The following is a 3133-nucleotide window of genomic DNA, read 5'->3' on the forward strand; positions in this document are numbered from 1 at the left end:
GCGGGCCGCCGCGTCGGCGGCCGCCCGCGCCCGCGTCTGATCGGTCAGCGGGTCCACGCGCCGTTCTCGAAGTGGGTGGCGCTGGGCCGCACCTCGACGGTGCCCCACTGGACCGACGGCGCCTTCTGTGCCCAGACGAGCGCGGCGTCGAGGTCCGGCACGTCGACGACGAACGTGCCGCCGAGCTGCTCCTTCGTGTCGGCGAACGGTCCGTCCTGGATGCGCAGCTCGCCGTCGCGCACAGCCACCGTGGTGGTGGACGACGACGGCTGCAGCACCTCCGCCGAGAGCAGCACACCCGCCTGGTCGAGCGCCGTGGCGTAGGCCTGGAACTCGCGCTCGCCCTCTTCCCAGCCCTCGGGCCCTAGCTCCTCCGGCGTCATCTCCGGGTAGTGCAGCAGGATCGTGTATCGCATGGTTCTGTCCTCCGGTCGGAACTGCCTGACACGGTGGTGACGATCCGGCGGAGGTCCGATCGACAGGTCTCATCGACGTGGCTCGGAGGACTCTCCGGACACGACTCGGGTCGGGGCGCCCCCTGGTGCGCCCCGACCCGTTCCCCCTGTCCGGCCGGGTGTCAGGCGGTTGTCGGAGCCGCCTTGACCACCGGGCCCCACGCCAGCGGGTCGAGCGTGCGGGCGTCGTCGTCCGCGTTCCCGGCCCAGCGGCGCGCATCGGCGACAGTTTCCGCGAGCAGGTTACGGAGCCGCGCGTCGACGTCGGGCACGAAGGCCTCCGAGATGCCCTGCACCGCCGTGGAGACCACGCTGGGTGCGGCGTCCCGCACGAACCGCTTGGGCCGCACGCTGGTGCCGGCGCAGAACCGCTCGGCCCAGGCCGCCGTCTTCGGCACGGCCGCGAGCGCGTCCTTGCTCTCCGGTGCGAGGGTCCCGGCCGGCCGGTCCTCCAGGACGTCGAGCATGCGCTCGGACCCCAGGACGGCGACGGCGAGGGTCTGCTGCCGGTCCGCGGGCGAGACCGGGAGCGCCGTCTGCGCGGCGCGCAGCGCGATACGCACGTCCCAGCGCGGGTCGGTGCTGGTCAGGCCGATCACCGACGGGATGAGCGGCGCGAGCTGGGGCCGCGCGTGGTCCGCCGTGAGGTCGTTCACCGCGCGCGCCAGCATGGCGATGAGCGGGTGCGTGCAGGCTGGATGGTCGCTCCACTTCTCGCCTGCGAGGAAGGATGCGAGCTCCATGAAGCACGCGCCCTTCTTGGGGTTGCGGTGCTTCCCACGGCCCAGCATGGGCAAGATGTCGTACGTTCCAGCTTCGGTTCCGGTCACGATCCACCCCCGAATTGGGTTCGCTGCTACTTCCAGTGTGCGTCTGCTGTGACGTAGATCGCAATAGTGGGGCTGTGAACGCCCTGAATCTCGCCCGCCCAGTGTCTCGCCGGGCGGCCCGGGAGGCATCTCGGGCGGGGAACAGGGCCCCTGACCTGGGCTCTGAGGTACCTAAGGCACCTCAGGCCGGTGGCGGGGTACCTCAGACCCGGGTCTGAGGTACCCCGCCGCCCACGACTGCCCGACCTCCCGATCCGGCCCCCCGGGCCTCAGGACGAGTGTCTTCCTCATCAGCCGGACGGGCACACGGCCCGCCGGGGACGCACAGGAGGAATCATGTCGCTGTGGGGACCCGCGTTGGACGCGGAGATCGAGTACCGCCAGGAGCGGGCCAAGGACGCCTGGCGCACCAGGCGGCCGAGCGCGGCGGACCGCGCCGCCCGGCAGGAGAAGCGCGAGGTCCGCGCGAACCGCACGGAGCAGATCAGGGCGGGCATCGCAGGCATGCGCCCGGCGCCCGCCGCACGGCGCGGCCTGTTCGCGTGACCGCGGTGGAGGCCGGGAAAGGGGAGGTCAGGGGGATTGTCGGTGACCGGTGGCACGATGTGCAGGTGCGAAGGTCCACGGCAATCCCCCTGGTCTCCCGGCAGGAGCAGGTCGCCTCTCTGCTGCTCGCGGTAGGGCGCGCCTCGGCCGGCCGGCCGGGCCTCGTGCTCGTCGGCGGTGACGCCGGCGTCGGCAAGACGAGGCTGATCGGTCATGTCGCCCAGGCGGCGGAACAGGCAGGGGCCAGCGCCGTCGTCGTGCACTGCGTGGACCTGGGCCAGGTGGGCATCCCCTACCTCCCGTTCACCGACGCCCTGACCCAGCTGCAGGCGGGGGCCGCAGGTCCCGACGCCGCCGCGCGGGTCACCGAGCTGGTCGCGGAGCGCCCCGCGCTGTGGCGGCTCCTGGAACCCGGCGGGGGCGGCGACGCGGACCACGACGAGCGGCTCCAGCTCTTCGAGGGCATCGCCCGCAGCCTCGCGGTCGCCGGCGCGCCGGAACGCCCGCTCGTGCTCGTCGTCGAGGACGCGCACTGGGCAGACGCGTCGACGCGCGACGTGCTGCGCTTCCTCGCGGCCCGCGCCCGGTCCGAGAACGTCCTGCTCGTGGTGACCTACCGGGCGGACGACGTCGACCGCCGCCACCCCCTGCGCCCGTTGCTCGCCGAGCTGTCCCGGCTGGAGCACGTGGAGCGCATCGACCTGGAGCCCTTCACCGAGGACGAGCTGCGCGAGTTCACGACCGCCCTGGCGGGGAGGCCGCTGCCGGCCGCGGGGTTCGCCGACGTGCTGGACCGGTCCGAGGGCAACGCCTTCTTCGCCGAGGAGCTCCTGGACGCCGGCCCGGACTCGGCCAGCCTGCCCTGGACGCTGACCGAGGTGCTCCGCACCCGGCTCGAACGGCTGGACCCCGAGGTGCAGCAGGTGCTGCGCATCGCGTCGGTCGCCGGACGCCGGGTGAGCGAGGAGCTGCTGCGCGCCGTGGCCGCCCGCTGGGGCGCGCACGACGTGGACGCCGCGCTGCGCGAGGCCGTGACCCAGCAGGTCCTCGTGGTGTCCGGCGTCCACCTGGAGTTCCGCCACGCCCTGCTGGCCGAGGCCCTGTACGCCGACCTGCTGCCAGGCGAGCGCTCGTCGGTGCACCGCGCCTACCTCGCGGTGATCGAGCAGGCCGGACCCGACGGCATGCCGATCGGCAGCGCCGCCGAGCGCGCGCACCACGCCTACGAGGGCCACGACCTGCCCGCCGCGCTGTCCGCGTCCCGTGACGCCGCGCTCCGGGCCCGCCGGCTGCTCGCCCCGG

4 protein-coding genes are annotated in these 3133 nt (G+C 73.7%); 2 read left to right on the top strand and 2 right to left on the bottom strand.

Features of this window, described 5'->3' with window-relative positions; all coding sequences use genetic code 11:
• Positions 1–44: 44 nt before the first annotated feature.
• Positions 45–416 (bottom strand): YciI family protein, encoded by a 372-nt coding sequence (locus PROKR_RS00820; protein WP_036958890.1) that lies wholly within the window; start codon positions 414–416, stop codon positions 45–47.
• Between the two features lie 161 nt (positions 417–577).
• On the bottom strand, positions 578–1285 hold the full coding sequence (locus PROKR_RS00825; RefSeq protein ID WP_245605652.1) for a hypothetical protein: 708 nt from the start codon (positions 1283–1285) through the stop codon (positions 578–580).
• 336 nt (positions 1286–1621) lie between these two features.
• On the opposite strand from PROKR_RS00825, the gene PROKR_RS00830 reads away from it, so the two are divergent.
• Both PROKR_RS00830 and PROKR_RS00835 read left to right on the top strand, forming a co-directional pair.
• Positions 1622–1831, top strand: coding sequence for a hypothetical protein (locus PROKR_RS00830; RefSeq protein ID WP_036958893.1), 210 nt, complete (start codon positions 1622–1624; stop codon positions 1829–1831).
• A gap of 65 nt (positions 1832–1896) precedes the next feature.
• Positions 1897–3133 (top strand): ATP-binding protein (locus PROKR_RS00835; RefSeq protein WP_245605653.1); only part of this gene is annotated, 1237 nt, incomplete at its 3' end.

It is taken from the genome of Promicromonospora kroppenstedtii DSM 19349, from assembly GCF_000515355.1.
In the GTDB taxonomy this organism is placed as follows: domain Bacteria; phylum Actinomycetota; class Actinomycetes; order Actinomycetales; family Cellulomonadaceae; genus Promicromonospora; species Promicromonospora kroppenstedtii.